This is a genomic window from Nostoc sp. ChiSLP03a, from assembly GCF_034531215.2.
Lineage (GTDB): Bacteria > Cyanobacteriota > Cyanobacteriia > Cyanobacteriales > Nostocaceae > Nostoc.
Genome location: NZ_JAVRBQ020000087.1, coordinates 1 through 20,168 on the forward strand (window position 1 = coordinate 1; position 20,168 = coordinate 20,168).

General features: G+C 40.8%; 18 protein-coding genes and 1 pseudogene. 10 read left to right on the forward strand and 9 right to left on the reverse strand.

Annotated elements, in window-relative coordinates:
• Window positions 1-151 precede the first annotated feature (151 nt).
• From purF to RMY32_RS14110, 3 genes are all read right to left on the reverse strand, one after another.
• Complete coding sequence (purF, locus tag RMY32_RS14100; RefSeq protein WP_322714999.1) at window positions 152-1,651, reverse strand: amidophosphoribosyltransferase; 1,500 nt, start codon at window positions 1,649-1,651, stop codon at window positions 152-154.
• 402 nt (window positions 1,652-2,053) lie between these two features.
• Window positions 2,054-4,495: a phosphoribosylformylglycinamidine synthase subunit PurL gene (gene purL / locus RMY32_RS14105; protein ID WP_322715000.1), complete on the reverse strand. Its 2,442-nt coding sequence runs from the start codon at window positions 4,493-4,495 to the stop codon at window positions 2,054-2,056.
• A gap of 103 nt (window positions 4,496-4,598) precedes the next feature.
• Window positions 4,599-4,736, reverse strand: a complete 138-nt coding sequence (locus tag RMY32_RS14110) for a type II toxin-antitoxin system death-on-curing family toxin (RefSeq protein WP_322715021.1) — start codon at window positions 4,734-4,736, stop codon at window positions 4,599-4,601.
• Between the two features lie 593 nt (window positions 4,737-5,329).
• Between RMY32_RS14110 and RMY32_RS14115 the strand changes: the two genes are divergently transcribed.
• Complete coding sequence (locus RMY32_RS14115; RefSeq protein WP_322715001.1) at window positions 5,330-5,542, forward strand: hypothetical protein; 213 nt, start codon at window positions 5,330-5,332, stop codon at window positions 5,540-5,542.
• A 19-nt stretch (window positions 5,543-5,561) separates the two neighbouring features.
• Here the strand turns inward: RMY32_RS14115 and RMY32_RS14120 are convergent, their stop codons facing one another.
• Window positions 5,562-6,047, reverse strand: a complete 486-nt coding sequence (locus RMY32_RS14120; RefSeq protein ID WP_094348587.1) for an allophycocyanin subunit alpha-B — start codon at window positions 6,045-6,047, stop codon at window positions 5,562-5,564.
• Between the two features lie 251 nt (window positions 6,048-6,298).
• Here RMY32_RS14120 and rlmD point away from each other — a divergent pair, with 251 nt between their 5' ends.
• Window positions 6,299-7,669 carry a 23S rRNA (uracil(1939)-C(5))-methyltransferase RlmD gene (gene rlmD / locus RMY32_RS14125; RefSeq protein WP_322715002.1) on the forward strand — a complete coding sequence of 457 codons (1,371 nt, stop codon included), beginning with the start codon at window positions 6,299-6,301 and terminating at the stop codon, window positions 7,667-7,669.
• A 427-nt stretch (window positions 7,670-8,096) separates the two neighbouring features.
• Window positions 8,097-8,546 carry an anti-sigma regulatory factor gene (locus RMY32_RS14130; RefSeq protein ID WP_322715003.1) on the forward strand — a complete coding sequence of 150 codons (450 nt, stop codon included), beginning with the start codon at window positions 8,097-8,099 and terminating at the stop codon, window positions 8,544-8,546.
• 62 nt (window positions 8,547-8,608) lie between these two features.
• On the opposite strand, the gene RMY32_RS14135 is transcribed toward RMY32_RS14130, so the two are convergent.
• A complete protein-coding gene (locus RMY32_RS14135; RefSeq protein WP_322687673.1) occupies window positions 8,609-8,887 on the reverse strand; it encodes a DUF6439 family protein in 279 nt (92 codons plus the stop codon).
• 125 nt (window positions 8,888-9,012) lie between these two features.
• Here RMY32_RS14135 and RMY32_RS14140 point away from each other — a divergent pair, with 125 nt between their 5' ends.
• Entirely contained in the window at window positions 9,013-9,375 is a 363-nt protein-coding gene (locus RMY32_RS14140; protein ID WP_322715004.1) for a hypothetical protein, read from the forward strand.
• Window positions 9,376-9,377: 2 nt separating this feature from the next.
• On the forward strand, window positions 9,378-10,769 hold the full coding sequence (asnS, locus tag RMY32_RS14145) for an asparagine--tRNA ligase (RefSeq protein ID WP_322715005.1): 1,392 nt from the start codon (window positions 9,378-9,380) through the stop codon (window positions 10,767-10,769).
• 121 nt (window positions 10,770-10,890) lie between these two features.
• On the opposite strand, the pseudogene RMY32_RS14150 reads toward asnS, so the two are convergent.
• The 4 genes and pseudogenes from RMY32_RS14150 to RMY32_RS14165 form a co-directional block, all read right to left on the reverse strand.
• Window positions 10,891-11,664: pseudogene (locus RMY32_RS14150) on the reverse strand (Rpn family recombination-promoting nuclease/putative transposase).
• Between the two features lie 111 nt (window positions 11,665-11,775).
• Window positions 11,776-11,928 (reverse strand): hypothetical protein, encoded by a 153-nt coding sequence (locus RMY32_RS14155; RefSeq protein WP_322715006.1) that lies wholly within the window; start codon window positions 11,926-11,928, stop codon window positions 11,776-11,778.
• 63 nt (window positions 11,929-11,991) lie between these two features.
• Window positions 11,992-12,540 carry a hypothetical protein gene (locus RMY32_RS14160; RefSeq protein WP_322715007.1) on the reverse strand — a complete coding sequence of 183 codons (549 nt, stop codon included), beginning with the start codon at window positions 12,538-12,540 and terminating at the stop codon, window positions 11,992-11,994.
• Window positions 12,537-14,252 carry a protein kinase domain-containing protein gene (locus RMY32_RS14165; protein ID WP_322715008.1) on the reverse strand — a complete coding sequence of 572 codons (1,716 nt, stop codon included), beginning with the start codon at window positions 14,250-14,252 and terminating at the stop codon, window positions 12,537-12,539. Before RMY32_RS14165 ends, RMY32_RS14160 begins: the two co-directional genes overlap by 4 nt.
• A 199-nt stretch (window positions 14,253-14,451) precedes the next feature.
• Here RMY32_RS14165 and RMY32_RS14170 point away from each other — a divergent pair, with 199 nt between their 5' ends.
• From RMY32_RS14170 to RMY32_RS14190, 5 genes are all read left to right on the forward strand, one after another.
• Window positions 14,452-14,928 (forward strand): chemotaxis protein CheW, encoded by a 477-nt coding sequence (locus tag RMY32_RS14170; RefSeq protein ID WP_322715022.1) that lies wholly within the window; start codon window positions 14,452-14,454, stop codon window positions 14,926-14,928.
• A 21-nt stretch (window positions 14,929-14,949) separates the two neighbouring features.
• Window positions 14,950-16,221 (forward strand): CheR family methyltransferase, encoded by a 1,272-nt coding sequence (locus tag RMY32_RS14175; RefSeq protein WP_322715009.1) that lies wholly within the window; start codon window positions 14,950-14,952, stop codon window positions 16,219-16,221.
• A gap of 109 nt (window positions 16,222-16,330) precedes the next feature.
• On the forward strand, window positions 16,331-16,501 hold the full coding sequence (locus RMY32_RS14180) for a hypothetical protein (protein WP_322715010.1): 171 nt from the start codon (window positions 16,331-16,333) through the stop codon (window positions 16,499-16,501).
• Window positions 16,502-16,546: 45 nt separating this feature from the next.
• Window positions 16,547-18,214 carry a methyl-accepting chemotaxis protein gene (locus RMY32_RS14185; protein WP_322715011.1) on the forward strand — a complete coding sequence of 556 codons (1,668 nt, stop codon included), beginning with the start codon at window positions 16,547-16,549 and terminating at the stop codon, window positions 18,212-18,214.
• A gap of 180 nt (window positions 18,215-18,394) precedes the next feature.
• Window positions 18,395-20,161, forward strand: coding sequence for a methyl-accepting chemotaxis protein (locus RMY32_RS14190; RefSeq protein WP_322715012.1), 1,767 nt, complete (start codon window positions 18,395-18,397; stop codon window positions 20,159-20,161).
• Window positions 20,162-20,168 lie beyond the last annotated feature (7 nt).

Consider the following 20,168-nt stretch of genomic DNA (forward strand, 5'->3'; position numbering starts at 1 on the left):
ATGAACTAGAAGCTTTGTTACTACTTCGTTGTCAAGAACTAATGAAACAACATGATTTAATCTCTGGTTTAACTTGCTACTACTGGTGGCCAAAAACAAGGGCAGCTTAATTATAAGTGTTCATCCGAACTTGATATAATACCCTCAGCTTCTACACCACTACCTTTTCTAAGATCAGCTTAGAACGCTTCACTTGCTCAGGAATCGTCACGGGATAATCTCCAGTGAAGCAGGCTGAACAGAAACTATTGGTGTCTTCTCGTGTCGCTTCTAGCATTCCCTCCCAACTCAGATAGGCGAGGCTGTCTACTTCCAGTTGCTTGGCAATTTCTGCTACTGACTTGGTAGCAGCAATTAGCTGATCCTGAGAATCGGTATCGATGCCATAGAAGCAGGGATGAGTTACAGGCGGAGAAGAAATTCGCATGTGTACCTCTACTGCACCTGCGTCACGTAAGGTTTTGACTAGTTTACGGCTGGTAGTACCCCGTACAATCGAGTCGTCTACAATAATTACTCGTTTACCTACCAGTACATCTTTAAGGGGGTTGAGTTTCATCCGCAGACCCGATTCCCGCATGGTTTGGGTTGGTTGAATGAAGGTTCGCCCAACATAGCGATTTTTAATCAGTCCTTCGCCGTAAGCGACACCAGACGCTTGAGAAAATCCAATGGCAGCAGGTATACCAGAATCAGGAACACCAAAGACAATATCGGCATCTACAAAAGATTCTTTAGCTAGCTGGTGTCCTAATCGCATTCGATAGCTGTACAAACTCTCGTTGTGCATGACGCTATCAGGGCGGGCAAAGTAAATCATTTCAAAGATACACAATTTCCGCTCAGATTTTTGACTCCAATGATAAGAAGCCAAACCTTCTTCAGTAATCCAAACTAATTCACCCGGTTCTACGTCTCGCAGGTATTCGGCTCCAATGATGTCTAAACCACAAGTCTCGGAAGCCAAAACGTAACGGACTGGATTACCAGCCAAAGTGCCGATTACTAAGGGGCGGATTCCATTAGGGTCGCGGACACCCATAACGCCGACGGGAGTGCCAATAACTAAACTAAAGGCTCCTTGGCAACGTTGAAATGCCTGAATTCCACCTTCTAGCCAATCAGCGCCCTTATCTATGGCTTCGGCGATCGCAAAAGCGATCATTTCTGAGTCTGTTGTGGTGACTAAGTTACATTTATTCTCAAGCAACTCTTGACGTAGTTGCATGGTATTGACTAAATTACCATTGTGTGCAAGTGCTAATGAACCTAAACGGGTTTCTAATACTGCGGGTTGGGCATTAGCTTTGCGGCTAGAACCTGTGGTGGAATAACGAGTGTGACCAACAGCAAGACTACCGGGCAATCGATCCAAGACAGATTCATTAAAAATTTGAGACACCAAGCCCATGTCTTTGTAAAGATGTACTTGTATACCCTCAAAGGTGGCAATACCAGCTGATTCTTGACCCCGATGCTGGAGGGCATACAATCCAAAGTAGGTTAGTTTAGCAACGTTTTCTCCTGGGGCGTAGATCCCGAAAACACCGCAAGCTTCTTCTGGCTTGTCAGACTGATTTTCATGACTATTGATTGGGTTGTTGGTCTGGTCGGGGTATTCATCCGAAGTGACAGAATGAATAGAAATCATGCTAGCTTTGCTCCTGGTGGGGGGGGTCAATCAATTTTGGATTTGAGACTTTGGCTACACTCAGTCGAACGATTGACGATAGCGGAGCGTCAGCGAGTCCGCGTTCGCGCAGCGTCTCGTAGAGAGCGTCTTTTGGATTGATCGCACCGTAGTAAGGATGCGGCTTGGGATTTGAGAATGGCTATTTTAGATTGATTTTTTGCTCGGTAAGAGCAAAATATGAACTAAAAGCAACGCCCCTAATCCAAAATCTAAAATTCAAAATCTCAAATCGGTAGTCAGTCACTGGGGTTATTAGATGGCTGGGAAGTTCTTAACAAATCTTTAACCATCCATTAAAACAGTACCGTAATTTTGCTCAGAGACGCTAATAGTTGTGAGTGAAGTCTAAATACTCAGCATTCAGCGCTCAGAAGTAGTGGTATGGATGGCGAGACGTTTGGCGATCGCATGGAAGTAGCGATCGTTCATATCTTCGATACTAACTTTGATTAAGGTTTGGTTATCAGTGGTGAAAACCCCCAAACCAGTCTCAAAATTACTAACTATACCCAGTTTTTGCCATTCTTGACTCAGATGTTCCTGTAAATATGATTCCCAAATTTCTTGTTGTGCTGATGCTACAGAAATTAAAATTCTGGCACCACCTTCGGCAAACAACACCTCGTCTAAGCGAGGCAGTGCGGTCTTGGGGTCTCCCCAAGTGGAGCAACTGCCGTGGTTTAACTGTGTTGGTGCTATTTCTAAATTGATTTGAGCACCAAGATTGCCAGCAAGACAACATTCGGCTAGTGCGATCGCCACTCCCCCCTCAGCAGAATCGTGAGCTGAACGTACCCAACCATTACGAATTCCTTCACGACAAACTTTCTGGACGCGGCGTTCCAAGTCAAAATCTACCCGTGGTGGTTTTCCGGCAACAGTATCGTGGATAGTAGCTAAATATTCAGATGCTCCCAAACTGATTTGAGATGCTAGAGGCAATCCCAGAAGATAAATCAGATCGCCGGATGCTTGCCAACCTTGACCACAAATTTTGGTTATATCGGGAATTAAGCCCACCATTCCAACAACAGGAGTGGGATAAATGGGTTGGGGGTTGCCTTGAGAATCGAGGGTTTCATTGTACAAAGAAACATTTCCGCCTGTGACTGGTGTCGCCAATTCTCGGCAACCTTCCGCCAAACCGCGACAAGCTTCTGCCAATTGCCAGTAACCAATGGGTTTTTCTGGAGAGCCAAAATTCAGATTATCCGTCACCGCCAGAGGTTCAGCACCCACACAGCTAAGATTGCGTGCAGCTTCTGCCACCACTGCCTTAGCTCCTTCGTAAGGGTCAAGATATACATAACGAGGATTGCAATCTACCGTTGCCGCCACACCGCTTTGGGCATTGAGGGTTTCCTTGTCTCCTTGTCCTCCTTGTCCCCTTGTCCCCTTGTCCTCTTCCAAAGGGCGTAAGCGGATAACAGCCGCATCTGCACCACCTGGAAGCATTATTGTATTATTTTGTACCTGATGGTCATACTGACAATATACCCAATTTTTAGATGCGATCGTGGGTGTATCGAGCAACGTTAAGAGAATATCATTCCAACTTTGCAGTCCTCTTGGAAGTTCTATTCCAGCAATTGTGCAAGGAGGTAGGGAATCAGCAGTCCATTCCCAAGCTTGACGCGCATATTCTGGTGCTTCTGCCAACAACTCCCGGTTATACAGTGGGGTATTTTCTGCCAAAGCTTCAGCGGGAATTTCTGCTGCTACTTCACCCTGAAAGAGAATTCGCACAATCGGATCGGCGATAACTGTCCCAGCCACAACAGCTTGAAGTCCCCAACGGTGGAAAATGTCAATTAATTCTTGCTCACGCCCTTTATGAGCAACAAACAGCATTCGTTCTTGAGATTCCGAAAGCAGATATTCATAAGGAACCATCCCTATTTCTCTGACGGGAATCTTATCTAAATCTAGTTCAATTCCCACACCGCCTTTTGCCGCCATCTCTGAGGTAGAACAGGTGATTCCCGCAGCTCCCATATCTTGGGCGGCGACAACTGCACCCGTTTTAAACGCCTCCAGACAAGCTTCAATCAACGACTTTTCCAAAAATGGATCGCCCACTTGCACAGCAGGGCGATCGTCTATGGATTGATCGCTCAATTCTGCACTGGCAAAACTCGCGCCTCCCATACCATCGCGCCCAGTGGTGGAACCAACATACAGCACGGGGTTGCCTAAGCCAGATGCTCCAGATTTGACGATTTCTGAGGTTTCCATCAACCCCAATGCCATAACGTTCACCAGAGGATTACCAGAGTAAGCAGAGTCAAAGTAAACTTCGCCGCCAACGGTGGGTACTCCCACACAGTTACCATAATGAGAGATTCCTGCCACCACACCGCTAAACAGTCGTTGGGTTTTGGGATCTTCTAAGGAACCAAAGCGTAACGAGTTTAATAGGGCAATGGGACGCGCACCCATTGTAAAAATATCTCTGAGAATACCTCCGACTCCCGTTGCAGCTCCTTGAAAGGGTTCGACTGCTGAGGGATGGTTGTGAGATTCAATCTTAAAAGCTAGTTGGAGTCCATCACCCAAGTCTACAACACCAGCATTTTCACCAGGCCCCACGAGGATGCGGGGGCCATCGGTGGGAAATTGTTTGAGTAAAGGTCGAGAATTTTTATAACAGCAATGCTCAGACCACATGACGCCAAACATTCCCAGTTCAGCTTTGTTGGGATGACGGCCTAGCCGACGGACAATTTCTGCGTATTCTTCTGGTTTAAGACCAACAGCCGCAATTTCTTGGGGGGAAAAAGCTGGTTTTGAGGTTGCAGTCATGGAAGTAATGCACTCTGGGGGGACAGAGCATTATTCTATCGATTTACTTGCCCTGTAAGTACAGTTGCAGAAATGTAGATAATTCTTCTTTGGATATTTCTTTCTAAACTACTTGAATCACCAAGTTGTAAGCTTGCTCTTGGGATGCGTCGAGAGTGTAGCCATTTAAGCTCAAAAAAGTAAGCATAACAGCGAAAGCGGTACGCTTATTGCCATCAATAAACGGATGGTTCGTTGCCAGTTGTAAATCACTTCTGCTGCTAACTCTAGCTTATCGCGCTATTGTGATTGACTCATTATGTTGCAAAACACGATTCCTACGGCGGCAAGCTACGCACTTTTACTTTCCTGTAGATTGAAGCGCGATCGCTCTTCAATTTAAACTCTAACTAAATACTTGTATTTCTATCTTGGGAAATATTGGCAGTAGATGCTTATACAGCCTTTATTACAAGCAAACTTGTTTCTTGGATAGAAGGGTGGTACAACCCCAGAATGCACTCAACAGGATTATTTCGACCATAAGATAGACAAGATTAAGATATTTACCACACAAAATGCTTTAGTCTTTAAAGATAACTTGATTTTTTAATCTTGGTGAAATTTCTAGCTCCTTTACTTACGTGAGTCTAGTCCCACTCAGAGATTATTCGGGTATATGCAGTTTAGATGTAACAATCAAGTGACGAGAATCACACATATCGATGATTAGGATCGTCTCCCAGCGATTGGTAACTAGGCATAATTAATGACAACTGAACTCTAGCCGAGTCATTAATAGGGAACACACTTAATAGCCGACAGCCTTAATCAAGGACTGTCGGTTTTTTGTATTTGTCCTTAGTCATTGGTCATTGGTCATTAGTCATTAGTCAAATGCCCCATGCCCATATCCATAAAATTTCCCCACAACTGGTTGGTAACTTGACAGAGTTTTTGCCACAGCCACTACCAAATGTGGGGAAGGTACGATCGAATTGGGGATCTTATGCCTATCAAGTGCTAGTATCTCGCACTCACTTTAGTAGACCGGAAGTATATTCCTAGAACCAGCACACACTTTGTATTAAGACATCGCTTGAATGATGTAATCAAAGTAAGGTGCTGCTTCGGCAGCGTCTTCCGCACTCAGTAAGCTAAGGGAGGCTGTTTTGAGGGAATTTATCGCTTCTACCATTCCAGGCACGGGAACGCCCAATGAATTGTACATTTCCCGCACACCAATCAAACCAATTTTTTCGATTGGCTCTTTGTCACCGGCAAGTACACCATAAGTAATTAAGCGTAAGTACCAGCCAAAATCACGGATACATAGAGAGCGTTGGCGTTCGCCGTAAGCATTACCTCCAGGGGAGATAAAGTCAGGACGCTTCTGCCAAAGTTGTTTAGTTGCTTCTTGAACTATCTTCTTTTCGTTTTCGGCTAAGGTAGCCGCAATCCGCGTCCGTTGTACGCCGGTTTGCAAAAAGTCTTTGATATTTTTAAGTTCGCCACTGCTGGGATAACGCAGTTCGTCGTCGGCTTTGAGAATAACTTGGCTAATTACAGTCATGATTATTGAAATCACCTGAAATATTATCTGTTAGTTTAGCGAGTTGGAGGTACACAAGTGAAGGGATAGGAGCTACTTATGTATTGAATTTATCTATTTGGGGGAGTCGGGAGCAGGGGAAGCAGGGGAGCAGGGGAGAAATCAATTCAAAATTCAAAATTCAAAATTCAAAATTCAAACATTGTAGAACTTCTGCCTCCTGCCTCGTCTTTCCCAATGCCCAGTAAAAAATGACAAATGACAAATGACAAATGACTAAAATAATTTGGCAACAGGGTGAATTAATTGAAGTGACGATCGCTAATCTGAGTGATACAGGCGATGGTGTGGGACGTGCTGATGAGCGTGTAGTGTTTGTCCCAGATACCGTCCCAGGCGATCGCGCTATTGTCCGTTTAGTACACGTTAAACCAAAATACGCCCACGGTAAGCTCCAAAAGCTATTGTCACCATCCTCCCACCGTATCCGACCTAGTTGTATTGTGGCGGATAAGTGCGGTGGTTGCCAGTGGCAGCATATTGATTATGATTACCAGCTAGTAGCCAAGCAAAATCAAGTTATCCAAGCTTTGGAACGTATTGGCGGTTTTATTCAACCACCAGTAGATCCGGTACTCGCCGCCCCTTCTGCTTTCGGCTACCGTAACAAATCTACATACCCTCTAGGGATATCGGCAACAGGACAAGTACAAGCTGGTTACTATCAAAAAGGTAGTCACCAATTAATTAATTTAAATCAATGTCCAGTCCAAGATGCGCGATTAAATCTTTTACTTGCCGAAGTTAAGCAGGATATTCAACAGCAAGGTTGGCAAATTTACGACGAACACCGCCACCAAGGAAAAATTCGCCATCTCAGTTTACGCATTGGCCGACACACCGGGGAAATGTTGCTGACTTTGGTGGTAAAGGACTGGAATTTATCAGGAATTGCAACCCAAGCCCAGGAATGGTTAAAGCGCTATCCGCAGTTAGTGGGAGTGTCGCTCAATCGCAATAGCGATCGCACAAATGTTATCTTTGGATCAGAAACCCGTTGCATTGCTGGAGTCTCCCACCTGCATGAATATTTTGCTGGACTGGAATTTCAAGTACGCCCAGATACATTTTTCCAAGTGTATACAGAAACGGCAGAGGCACTATTGCAGGTAATTCAATCAGAACTCAATCTTCAAGGGCATGAGTTCCTAGTTGATGCCTACTGTGGTATTGGGACTTTAACTTTACCCCTTGCCAAAAAAGTACGTATTGCTACAGGATTAGAAGTGCAACCAGCAGCAGTAGAACAAGCAATTTTGAATGCCCACCGCAACGGAATTGATAATGTGACTTTCCTTATCGGAGCAGTAGAGAAATTGCTTCCCCAAATGGGCACAATACCAGAAGTAGTAATACTCGATCCGCCACGTAAGGGGTGCGATCGCGCAGTCATAGATACTTTACGGCAATTGAAACCATATAGGATCGTTTACGTCAGCTGTAAAGTAGCTACCCTCGCCCGCGACCTGAAATTGCTTTGTCAAGATGGGCAATATACCATCACACGGGTACAACCTGCTGATTTTTTCCCTCAAACTGCTCATGTTGAAGCTGCCGCCTTTCTTGTGCTATCACATTGTTGACAAGGTTAGTAATTCCTTCAAAAAAACTGAAATTTGAAATTTTTAGTCTAGTGCATACTAAAGATGCTAAAATTGAATTAAGCGAAAAATAAAAATTCATTTTGTTTAAATAAATTCAAGTAGCATAGGTTCTGAAAAACATGAAGAAGATTGTGTGAATTATAAATCGGCAACTAATTAGAGTATGCCAATACTCTCTAAAATTAACAGCACATTTTTAATTTGCTGAGTTCATTATCAAATTTATTCCAGCCGATATATACCGAAACAATTCCAATTCAGACTATAGAACTAATGCTCCCTAGCATTTTCAAAATTTAGTTTTAAAGACGCAAGTTTGAAGGCAGCATGACCACCTCAAGTTTTATCAGGGTGACTGTAATAGCAAACTGATGTCTAGCTAACTGAAAGCTATGGGGTTTCTCTTGTGATTACTATTTCACTCCGTCCAGTTGGACGTTATTGGGGCACTATTAGTTTTGCCTCAACCCTCTACCTTTGTCCCATATTAGACTTATTGTTGGCAGAAATTCCAGCAAAATTACAAGCAGAACTGCGGCTAGGACTTCAAGAAGCCCTAGTCAACGCAGCTAAACATGGTAATAATCTCGATCCGAGTAAAACAGTTCTAGTTCGTTTTTCCGTAATAGATAATCAATATTGGTGGATAATATCAGACCAAGGTAGTGGTTTTACTCCTTCATCTACTAGTAATGAAGAACCAACAGACTATCTTCCACCAGATGAGTCAGAAAATGGTCGTGGTTTATGTCTTCTGCATCAAATTTTTGATCGGGTAGAGTGGAACCGCAAAGGCACAGAATTGAGGCTTTGTAAACAAATGGAAAATCGCCGGGGATTATCTCTGCGGCGGTAGGGTAGTTAGGAGTTAATAATTTAAAACTTTTAACTCATCACTCCTAACTTTACTCATCACTTCTAACTTTTTCCGTGAGTCGGACAGGGAGGAGCAGAAATGGAGCGATCTAACCAACCAACTGCTTGTTGCAATCTCGCTTGAGCTTCTTCTGGCTGATTCTTTAAAAGATACACAATAGCTGCTGCCACTTGTTCATTAGCGCGGGAATTGCGGTTAGACTTGAGGCGATGCCAATCGTTAGGTGAAATGCTCAGTCTTTCCATCAGGGCTTGAGCTAGTTCCAGAGTACTAAGTTCATTCAGTTGACTGGTTTTCGGCAGTTGAGTAGATTGAGACATAATTATGAGTCCTTTGTCATTTGTCCTTCGTCCTTTGTCCTTCGTCCTTTGAAAAATTACAAATGACAAATGACAAATGACAAATGACAATTGATTAATATTTAATCTTAGTTTACTACTTGTAAATGAAGCCGCCAAAACAATCACAGCCGTCAGCAGAAAATCCCGAACCAGATTTTGAACAAGAACTAGAGGAAGTAGAGCGATCGCTCCTATCCTTAAAAGAACGTTACGCTCGAGTGCAACGCGATCGCCAAGAACAGGCACAATGGCAACAGCGCCGGGATCAACTAAAGCAGAATAAATCTCAGACACCAGAAATCAAAGCAGAGTTACGGCACATTCAACAGCAGTTGGAAAGGCTAGAAGTGAACTTAGAAAGCCAGTTATTTTCTTGGCGTAGCCTCAAAAAACCTTTCTGGCAAGTCGTCCGCTTTGGTGGAATGGGCGTTATCATAGGCTGGATATTAAAGTCTTATGCTGGGTAAATATGGTAAATCGACGGATTGCAGAAATATTGCGAAGTGGCCAACCTGATGAGTCCCTCCAAGTGCAAGGCTGGGTGCGGACGAAGCGCGAGTCCAAAGGGTTTGCTTTTATTGAAGTCAATGACGGCTCATCACTAGCTAATTTGCAAGTCGTCATTAATCAGGATTTGCCAGATTACGAAGCTATATTGAAAAAATTGAATACGGGTGCTGCTGTTGAGACAACAGGGGTACTAGTGGCTTCTTTGGGTAAAGGACAACGGATTGAGTTGAAAGCCGAGTCTGTGAAAGTTTACGGAGAAGCCGATCCCGATACATATCCCCTGCAAAAGAAACGCCATTCCTTTGAGTTTCTGCGAACCATTGGACATTTGCGATCGCGTACTAATTCCTTTGGTGCAGTTTTTCGTGTCAGAAATGCTTGTTCGACAGCGATTCACCAATTTTTCCAAGAAAGAGGCTTTTTGTGGGTACACACACCCATCATCACCGCTAGTGATTGCGAAGGCGCGGGTGAATTGTTTAGCGTTACCAGTTTAGATTTAAAGAATATTCCCCGCACAGAAAACCAAGCAGTAGATTACAGCCAAGACTTTTTTGCTAAACCCACATATTTAACAGTTAGTGGCCAGTTGGAAGCGGAAGTGATGGCGATGGCCTTTAGCAATGTTTACACCTTTGGCCCTACCTTCCGTGCAGAAAATTCCAACACCTCCCGCCACTTGGCAGAATTTTGGATGGTTGAGCCAGAAATGGCTTTTTGTGACTTAGAAGGCGATATGGATTTAGCTGAGGCGTTTCTCAAGCACATTTTTAAATCTGTGTTGGAAACCTGCCTAGAAGATATGGAGTTTTTCAATGAACGCATTGATAAATCTGTGTTGGCAACAGCCGAAAATATTATTAATAATCAGTTTGAACGGTTAACTTATACAGAAGCCATTAAACTTTTAGAAAAAGCTGATGTTAAATTTGAATATCCTGTGAGTTGGGGTTTAGATTTACAATCAGAACACGAACGCTATTTAGCTGAACAACAGTTTAAAAAGCCAGTAATTGTTACAGATTATCCATCCCAAATCAAAGCTTTTTATATGCGCTTGAACGACGATGAAAAAACCGTCCGCGCAATGGATATTCTCGCACCGAAAATTGGCGAAATTGTCGGCGGTTCTCAACGGGAAGAACGTTTAGAAGTATTAGAACGCCGCGTGTTAGCGCAAGGGTTAAAGCCAGAAGATTTGTGGTGGTATCTTGATTTGCGTCGTTACGGTACTGTTCCACACGCAGGTTTTGGGTTAGGTTTTGAACGACTCGTGCAATTTATGACGGGTATGGGAAATATCCGCGATGTCATTCCATTTCCTCGGACACCGCAAAGCGCTGAGTTTTAGTTGGAGAATTTCAATCAGGCTATTAGAAATCGCCTCTGCACGGACTTATAAAAACTTTGAAACCCGCTAATGCGGGTTTTCCTTGTATAGCTATGTGTTTTATAAAGCGACTCATGAAAATTTAATATTTTTGAATCTCCTCTTGTAAAACTTGAATTTGCTCAATAGATAATTCAGTAACTTGAGCAATTTGCTCTAAACTCATTCCAATTCGCAATAAATTTAAAGCCAATTTTCTTGTTGTTTCTTCTTTGCCTTTGGCTTCGCCTTCTTCTAGGATTTGTTGATAAATGACTGATTCGCGCATAATCTCACTCCTGAAAATCTTGCTAATTACATCTTTCTTTAACACCAAACCTGCTAAAATTCCACTGGCAGCAGCTATATTTCTTTGTAGCTGGCGATCGCTAATTGCTTCAACTGCTTTGGCTACTTGGATTAATACTATTGTAGGGTCGTTTGTCTGACTTAGCACTGCAAAGGGTAATAAACCTGGAACACTCATAAATCTTTCTGTTGGTTGTTCTCACAAGCGTATTACCTCAAACTGATGGTAAGTGTTGTTTAATTTAAAACTATTTTCATAGACTAATTCTGAACTTGTTTTTCTTAAATAAATTACTATTTGACGCATTTCTTTATTAGGAAAGCGCCGATAAACCCTAACGCGATAATCTAACATCCTAAAGGGCATATCTTCATCAGGGTCGGTTTGAAATTCGGTATGTAGAACTAAATCATCAGATTGCAATAAAATTAATGAATCAGCGCGAATTGGTTCGTTTGATAATTCAGTAGGGCTAAGTTCTGTTAATTTAATCGGTGAACCTAGTAACCAAGTTGCCAAGTCATCTTTGAAGTTTTCAGCAATGAATTTACAGATATTGTCATACATGGCAGCCTTAAAGTAAGGGTATTAGATATTTTTGGTAAAAATTAAGTTTGTTACTGTTGGGCTTATGCAAGAAAACCCAACATATTACTAGATTACTGTTTTAAACATCACCTAATTACCAAGTAACTCTTGTCTACGCTGCTCCTGTTGCTGCTGCTCAATTCTAGTATATGCCTCCCAATATTCACTTACTGCTAATTTAGATTCCTGAGCTATTGCACCTCTCAAATTATAAGCTGTTTCATCATCTTCTAAAAGAGACATAATTTCTCTTCGTTGTGGTTTTTCAAGTTCCAAAAACCATTTAATAAAAGCTGATACAATTAGTTATTTTGAAAATATATTGTCATGAGTGATAGCACAGGAAGGACATACATAAGTAAGATAATTAAACCGATCATCTACAGAGCCTATATCTATTTTTTCAATCTTAATTGATGTCTGAGCAATATAAAAATTTATTTTCTGGCATGGTTGACTTAGAGAATTTTTACTAGCAATGCATTCTATAAGATGAGGTTTTTCGTCAGCAAAGTTCATAACTGTTGCTGCAATAGCCACATAACCAGGATATTGAGGTAGCATTTCTCCCTTTGAAGCCATCCAAGGAAGTTTAGACAAAACAGAGGAGTAATGGTATCGAGTTCTTATACAAGGGTTCATAAATGCTTGGTTCTTTCCAAAGTAATGTTGTTTTCTAAAGTTAATATTCATTTGTTGATAATATGCTGGAGATAGAGCATCTCTCTGACAACTATGAGCCACTTTAGCTAGTATCCTCATGTTAACTTGTGCATCACTTTTCAGTGGTATTAACAACAAAGCTGAGCTAGTTACTACGAGAGTTATTAAGCTTTTAACTATAAAATTACTCATTGATTTTTCTCTTTTATTACTTGTTCTAATTCATCAGAGTTTTTAAGTATGGGATATGTAGATTCCCAAGGATTAGGGATATTAGCCCTATCATCATTTACATTTACTACATATTTTGGGACTTGTTTTATATCTGAAAATTGCTGTTTATTTAGGGGCTTTATAGTTGTTTTTGTTTTTGGTTGCTGCTTAATTTGCAAGTAAACCTGTTTAGCCTTTTCCAATTTAATTTTTGTCTGTCTGTCTTTATCGGCTTGTTGCCTTTTTTGTGCTACCAAAGTATATTGATATTCCTTTTGCCTTATCACAGCCTCTAGTTGCTCCTTTTCTACTCTAGCAGCAGCTTCTTTTTTAATAGCTGCTTGTCTCTCTTGCTCTGCTCTTAAAGCAGCCTGAAGTTTTTCTTTTCCTATCTCTTCTATTTGAGCTTGTTCAGTTTCTAGTTTGTCAGATATAGGCAAAGTTAGAGGGCTTATTGTGGGTTGAGGTTGAGCATTCGTTGGGGTTTCATCAACTTTGGTAACTGGTGAGGGAACTGAACTAGGAATAGCCACTGGGACATTTTCTTCAGGAAAAACAGAAACCGGGTTTTTACTGTTTGGTAGGTTAAGAGCAGCAGTAAAAACAGCAAAATATCCTACTCCTAAACCGATGAAAATTTGCCAAAATTTTTTGCTTGTCTGAGTTTGCTTAGAAGAAGCATTGAGTGATTTGGCTCCACCCACTGATACAGTAGCGACAGAACTAGATGACGCAGCAGATTTTGACCCATTGATTGATTGAATTTTCGTTTGCTGCCACAGTATTCTAGGCATTTGTAACGCTTTTTCAATTTCGTTCAATTTCTGCAAAATCACTTGCGTATTTTGAGGACGATGATTTGCAGTAGGAGCCATCAAATGGTCAATTAAATCTGCGAAAAGTTGAGAAAGATTGAGTGCATATTTTCGCCAGTGCAACTCGTTAGTCAAAGGGTCATAAATTTCTTTATCCTGGGGTTCCTTACCTGTGAGCAAAAAAATAAAAGTTCGTCCCAATGCAAAAAAGTCAGACTGCTGTACCGAATAACCGTTTTGTTGCTCTGGCGGTGAATAGCCTTGTGAAAAAATTCTGGTGTGGGAATTTCCCGCCAAAATGGTTGTCGTGATTTGTCGAACTGCACCAAAATCAATTAAGACAAGCTGCCCATTTGGTCGCAGCATGATATTCTGAGGTTTAATATCACGGTGAAAATATTGATGAGCGTGTACTAAAGCAAGAATTTCTACAAGTTGTTTGAGCCAATTGAGAGCTTGAACTTCAGAAAGACGTTGATAATTACGAAATTCCATCCACTGCTCTAAATTTACGCCTTCAATTTTCTCCATTGCTAAACAGTGCAATGGTAGAGAGCTATTTTTAGGTAAAACAGTAAAATAACCATCTGCTTCTACTTTGGGAATACCCACGCTGTTTAGTTGACTCAAAACCTTTGCTTCCTGCTGAAACAGTTCAATAGCTTTAGGGTTCTTCTCAGTTAGCACTTTTAAAACTTTAGTTTTTCCACACTCGTCAACTTCAAAAGTGTTACCAAAGCCACCTTGTCCTAGTTGTTTGAGTACCCGATAGCGACCTTGCAGTAGTATTTCTGACCCACAGTTACAGCAAATCAGTTTGTTTGCATTCACTGGGTCAACAGGTTTTGGACAATGAGGATTTATACAATAGGTCATTACACAAAAGTAAATATCCTAAAAAATCGATTTTTATCGCAATCTAAAGTTCTATTAATAAAGTTCCCTAAAACTTTGACAAAGTAGCATATAGTTTTTAGGATATGCCTGCAATAAATTTCTAATTACCCTAGAATAAGTGTCTTGCATAGCCTACAAGGAACATCAAAGCTAACAATGGAGATGTAAATTAGTGTTAATGCTACTTCTCAACATTGGGAATGAGCGATATGCCATAGAAAGCCGACAGGTTGTAGAAGTAATACCACTTGTTGTACTCAAAACTTTGCCCCACCAGCCTGAACATATCGCTGGTGTTTTTAACTATCGCGGACGCATTGTACCAGTAATAGATTTATGCCAGTTGATGCGTGGTAAACCCTCCAGTGAATATCTGAGTACTAGGATTGTATTAGTTAATTATTGGGGGAGTAATAATACAGAATTTAAGGCTCCCTATATTTTGGGTTTGATGACAGAACAAGTTGTAGAAACATTACACCAGTCTAAGTCTGAATTTGTTGATCCCAATATCCAGATAGATACAGCGCCATATTTGGGCAAAATGATTGTAGATGATCGAGGGATGATTCAGTGTCTTCGCATTGAGTACTTGTTGTCAGAAGCACAGCAAGTCAATCTTTTGCCAGAAAGTCATCACAATACTAGATTTTAGATTGGTCTGAAGACTCTATAAATGGCACAATCTGTTATTGAAGCTTTACTAAAAAGCAAGATTGGTTTAGATGCAAATTCTATTGGTGCTGATGCGATCGCAAGTGTGATTTATCAACGCATGACAGATTGCGGCATCACGGATATTGCCCACTATCTAGGGAAGTTACAGGGATCTACCCAGGAATGGGAAGCACTGATTGACAGTGTAATTGTTCCAGAAACTTGGTTTTTTCGAGAACCAGAGTCTTTTGCATTTCTGAAGCATTACGTATTATCTGAATGGTTGCCAAAAAATCCCCAAAGCGTACTGCGGGTTTTGAGTATACCCTGTGCAACGGGTGAAGAACCATATTCCATTGCGATCGCTCTTTTGGAAGCAGGATTAAATTCGACAAACATTCACATCGATGCTGTTGATATTAGCAACAAGTGCCTACTAAAAGCCCAACGAGCAATCTACCATCAATACTCGTTTCGCGGCAATAGCCAATCGTTTCAAAAGCGATATTTTCAGGCAACTGAGGCAGGATATCGCCTGTGCGAACAGGTAAAAAGTATGGTGAATTTTCTGCAAGGTAACTTAGTAGATACCGATTTTTTATTGGGTACGCCGCCCTATGATATTGTCTTTTGCCGTAACCTGCTGATTTACTTTGATAGTGCCACCAAGGTACATACTATTAGAGTTCTAAAAAGGTTGGTAAACCCGCAAGGTTTGCTATTTGTTGGACATGCTGAAGCTTGGTTACTATCGAAAACTCAATTTGTTTCAGTTCGTCAAGATTCAGTGGTTACTCATCGAAAGTCCCCAACGTGCGAGAATATTCGCAAAAATTATTATCCCAATCTTCAGAAACAAGACTTTACAAGCAAAAATATCGATGTTCTCAATAAGCGACAACTACCGAACAAAAACCATTCCAAGTTTGCTGCACAAGCGAGATTGAATCTTCCTCCTCAAAACCTTATATTACCAAAAGACCAGAAGGAAAATTTGTTAGAAACAGCCAGAAACTTAGCTAATCAAGGTCAGTTGAATGAGGCTGCTAAATTATGCAACGACTATCTGAACCAAAATCAGGTCAGTATTGAAGCGTATCTTCTACTTGGTCAGGTACAGCAAGCAATGTCACAAAATGAGCAGGCGGAACAATCTTTTCAAAAAGCAATCTACCTACAACCTACCCATGAAGAGGCACTTATTCATTTGGCATTACTTAGAGAACATCAAGGAAATATTGGTAGCGCAAATATCCTTTGGCAGCGAATTCACCGACTAAAGAAGAAGTGAATCAGGATAGTGCTTAATAATTTGTTTCAAAATTGAATATGCAAACTGTTAATTTCGTTTCCGATCTGGGAACTCTAAGAATTGCAAGTGTTTCAAAAGACTTTTTAACATGATGTCAAAAATCTTTACAACAAATGAATCGGTCGTAAGGGCGCAGTTGAGTAGCACTTCGGTACAAATGACGGATTCTCTGCGGGAAATTAATCATGCGATCGCTCAAGGATTACGTCAAGAGATTGCCCGCTTTCAGGTGAAAACAGAATATTCTACTTCTGTCTAAGTAGACTTCAGCAATAAATCTAATCACAAATTAAAGAAATATAAAATGCTTACCAATTGGAAAATCAAAGATTTAACTTTAGTTGGTTTTTCTATTCCAACAGTTTTAATGATTGGTTTTAGTGTCATGGTGTATACGACTTCCAATCAAATATCACTGACGTTTAGACAAGTAGGTATTTCACAAACTGCCCTAGCTGGTAAAAGTCGGATGTATATCGATCTGATCAATATGGATCGCAGAATTCGCAGATATGCACTTGACTCTCAAATAAATAAGGATGCTTTAGAAATATATAAAAAAGATGAACGTGACTTTCAAGAGGCATTCGAGTTAGTAAATAAAACTATAGAGAACCTTCAACAAAAAAACCGATTAAAAAATATGTATCAAGTTTATATTGATTACAATAAATTTAAAGATAATTTGGTTAACGACCCGCTAGCTACAACAGATAAAAATAATGTCATCAAAGAAGCTTTTTTACAAAAATCTAAGATGATTGCCGATGACTTTGAAAAAATAAGTAATGAATTTGAACTGAACGAAAATCAAAATATGGAGCAAAGTATCAATTCAACTAAATATGCTTTATTTTTTTTGACTTCATTAACTATAATTGCATCACTGTTATCATTCTTAATTGCGTTTGCTACCAATTTTTTTATTACCCAAGTTTTGAGTAAAAAAATTGGTAAAGCTCTGGAAGTAGCAGATAAGATTTCCGTTGGAGATTTGACACAAACTGTTGTTGAAGATACAACTAACACTAAAGATGAGGTTGGCCAACTTCTCAAAGCCTTTCAAAATATGATCCAGAGCCTGAATAAACTTATACGTCAAGTACAACACTCTGGGATACAAGTGACTTCTTCAGCAACTCAAATAGCAGCATCAGGCAAACAATTGGAAGCTACAATTACTGAGCAATTAGCTTCTACTAATGAAGTGACAGCAGCTGCTAAGGAAATTTTTGTGACTTCTAAAGAACTGGTGAAAACGATGGAAGAAGTGGCAGGAATGTCACAAGCCACGAATAGAGCAGCTAGTGATAGTCAAAAAGATTTATTACAGATGGAAGCTACCATGCGCCAACTAGTAGAAGCTACCAATTCTATAGCTGCCAGACTTGGTGTAATTAGTAAAAAAGCTAACAATATTAACAATATTGTTGTCACAATTACGAAAGTGGCAGACCAAACTAATTTGTTGTCTTTAAATGCTGCGATTGAAGCGGAAAAAGCTGGAGAATACGGCTTAGGTTTTGCTGTAGTAGCTAGAGAAATTCGCCGACTAGCAGACCAAACTGCCGTCGCTACCTTAGATATTGAGCAGATGGTGAAGCAGATGCAATCTTCCGTTTCTACAGGCGTGATGGAAATGGACAAATTTGCTGCTGAAGTTGGACGAAGTGTAAAAGATGTTGCCAGCATTAGTTCTCAAGTTAGTCAAATTATCGACCAAGTACAATATTTAGCACCACGTTTTGAAGCAGTAAGTCAAGGTACAGAAATACAGTCTCAAGGAGCGCGACAAATTAGTGATGCGATGGTGCACTTGAGTAGTACTTCAGTGCAAACAGCCGATTCTCTGCGAGAAATTAATAGTGCGATCGCTCAACTCAATCAAGTTGCTCAAGGATTGCGTCAAGAGATTGCCCGCTTTCAGGTGAAAACAGAATATTCTACTTTAACTCCTCAGCAATCAATCTAATCAACAATTGAGGAAATATCTCAATTGTTTTACATCATCAGTAAAATATAATCTCTGAACTAAGCTAGCTACTTAATAATTTGTTTAAAAATAAAAATACAAACTGTTCATCTTGTTTGTGATTTGGGAATTCTAATAAACGAATGAATTTTACAGCAACAGAGGAACAATAGATATCCAATGTTCAAGAACATCACCTTGCAAACCCGGTTAATCGGTTCATTTTTATTCATAGGACTGATTGTATTCGTAATGGCCTTGGTGGCATGGTTCGTTACCAACGAGTTAAATCAGTCAATTAACTCACTAACCTTGAATGACATCCCCAGCTTGTCTGGGGTATGGAAGATTAAAGAAGGGCAGACACAAATTCAATCCGCACAACGATTATTATTTAATCCTGAAATTACTGTTAGTGAAAGAGAGAGTGCGATCGCTGAAATCCAGAACGCTTGGAAACAGATTAACGAAGGTATTGCACAGTACGACGCAACTCCATCCACTGAAGAAGAATTAAAAGAGTATAACTTACTTAAAGAAAACTTGGGAGATTGGAAAAAAGTTCATGAAAAATTATTACAATTTGAGCAAAAAGTAAATCAAGATGGAATTAAGAATTATTGGAAAAAACAGCTTGAATTAATTATTCAAGGACAGCAAAAAGCTATGCCAGTTAATATTCAAAAGGTGTTTGATTTACGCAATCAAATTGATTCTGATATAAAAAAACGGGAAGAGGCATTATTTAAAATAACTATAGAACAAGCAAAAAAAGTTGTAAAGTTCAATGAAAATTTCATATCAGATACACAAAAAGAAGTCGAACAGAATGTGGGTCGGAGTATGTTCTGGATTTCTGTAGGAATTGCCATTGGCCCGGTAACTGCGATTATTCTTGGGTTTGTAATCGCTCGACAAATTACTTCTCAGATTTTTAGTGTGATTAGAGTTGCAGAGCAAATTTCTTTGGGAAACTTAACAACTAAAATTGCGGCTAACTCTAATAGCAAAGATGAAATGAATAGACTCTTAACTGCTTTCCAAAGCATGACTCAGAATCTGAACACTCTGATTCGTCAGGTACAGCATTCAGGCATACAGGTTACTTCCTCAGCTACTCAAATAGCAGCTTCGGGTAAACAGTTAGAAGGGACGCTGATTGAGCAAGTAGCCTCTACTAATGAGGTAGCTGCTGCTACCAAAGAAATTTCCGCTACCTCTAGAGAATTAGTAAGTGCAATGGAACAAGTTGCAACCATTTCCCAAATCACAACGACAGCAGCCAATGATAGTCAAAAAGATATAGTGCGGATGGAAACCACTATGCGGCAGTTAGCAGAAGCCACTAATGCGATCGCTGCTCGATTGGGAGTAATTAGCGAAAAGGCAAATAGCATTAATACTATTGTTGTCACAATTACCAAGGTGGCAGACCAAACGAATCTGCTGTCATTAAATGCGGCGATCGAAGCCGAAAAAGCTGGAGAGTATGGCTTGGGCTTTGCGGTTGTTGCTAGAGAAATTCGCCGACTAGCAGATCAAACCGCCGTTGCTACCCTCGATATTGAGCAGATGGTGAAGCAGATGCAATCGTCAGTCTCTACAGGTGTGATGGAAATGGACAAGTTTGCCGCAGAAGTCGGGCGGAGTATAGAAGATGTTGCCAATATTAGTACACAGGTTGGACAAATTATCCAGCAAGTGCAAGACCTGAATCCGCGATTTGAGTTTGTCAACCAGGGTATGGAAACCCAATCTGTGGGAGCGCAACAAATTAGTGAAACGATGGTGCAATTGAGCAGTACCTCTGTGCAAAGTACGGATTCCTTGCGGGAAATTAATCATGCCATAGCTCAACTAAATCAAGTGGCACAGGGATTGCGTCAAGAGATTGCCCGCTTTCAGGTGGAAGCAGAAAACGTTATACCCCTGCACCAATTCTCTTGAGCAGCCC